Source organism: Bacillus sp. LR--39 (assembly GCF_053613335.1).
In genome coordinates, this window is the sequence record NZ_JBSIOT010001036.1 from 1 (window position 1) to 651 (window position 651).

General features: G+C 48.1%; 1 protein-coding gene. It reads left to right on the forward strand.

From position 1 onward, the window contains the following. The first annotated feature begins 59 nt into the window (after window positions 1-59). Window positions 60-650, forward strand: coding sequence for a bifunctional 4-hydroxy-2-oxoglutarate aldolase/2-dehydro-3-deoxy-phosphogluconate aldolase (eda, locus tag ACWHAR_RS28250; protein ID WP_015383933.1), 591 nt, complete (start codon window positions 60-62; stop codon window positions 648-650). The last annotated feature ends 1 nt before the right edge of the window (window position 651 follow it).

A 651-nucleotide genomic window follows, 5' to 3' on the forward strand; every position in this document is an offset into this window, starting at 1 on the left:
ATTAGCTTCTTTTTTATCTGCTCAAAGAACGGTTCACCAAAAGAAAGGGGATTATTAATATGGAGTCCAAAGTCGTTGAAAACCGTCTGAAAGAAGCAAAGCTGATTGCAGTCATTCGTTCAAAGGATAAGCAGGAGGCCTGTCAGCAGATTGAGAGTTTATTAGATAAAGGGATTCGTGCAGTTGAAGTGACGTATACGACCCCCGGGGCATCAGATATTATCGAATCCTTCCGTAATAGGGAAGATATTTTAATTGGCGCGGGCACGGTCATCACCGCGCAGCAAGCTGGGGAAGCTGCTGAGGCTGGCGCGCAGTTTATTGTCAGTCCGGGTTTTTCAGCTGATCTTGCTGAACATCTATCTTTTGTAAAGACACATTATATCCCCGGCGTCTTGACTCCGAGCGAAATTATGGAAGCGCTGACATTCGGTTTTACGACATTAAAGCTGTTCCCAAGCGGTGTGTTTGGCATCCCGTTTATGAAAAATTTAGCGGGTCCTTTCCCGCAGGTGACCTTTATTCCGACAGGCGGGATACATCCGTCTGAAGTGCCGGATTGGCTTAGAGCCGGAGCTGGCGCCGTCGGAGTCGGCAGCCAGCTGGGCAGCTGTTCAAAAGAGGATTTGCAGGCTGTTTTCCAAGTGTAAG

Coding starts and splice junctions, on each gene's coding strand:
- eda (WP_015383933.1), top strand. CDS start 60: ATGGAGTCCAAAGTCGTTGAAAACCGTCTGAAAGAAGCAAAGCTGATT.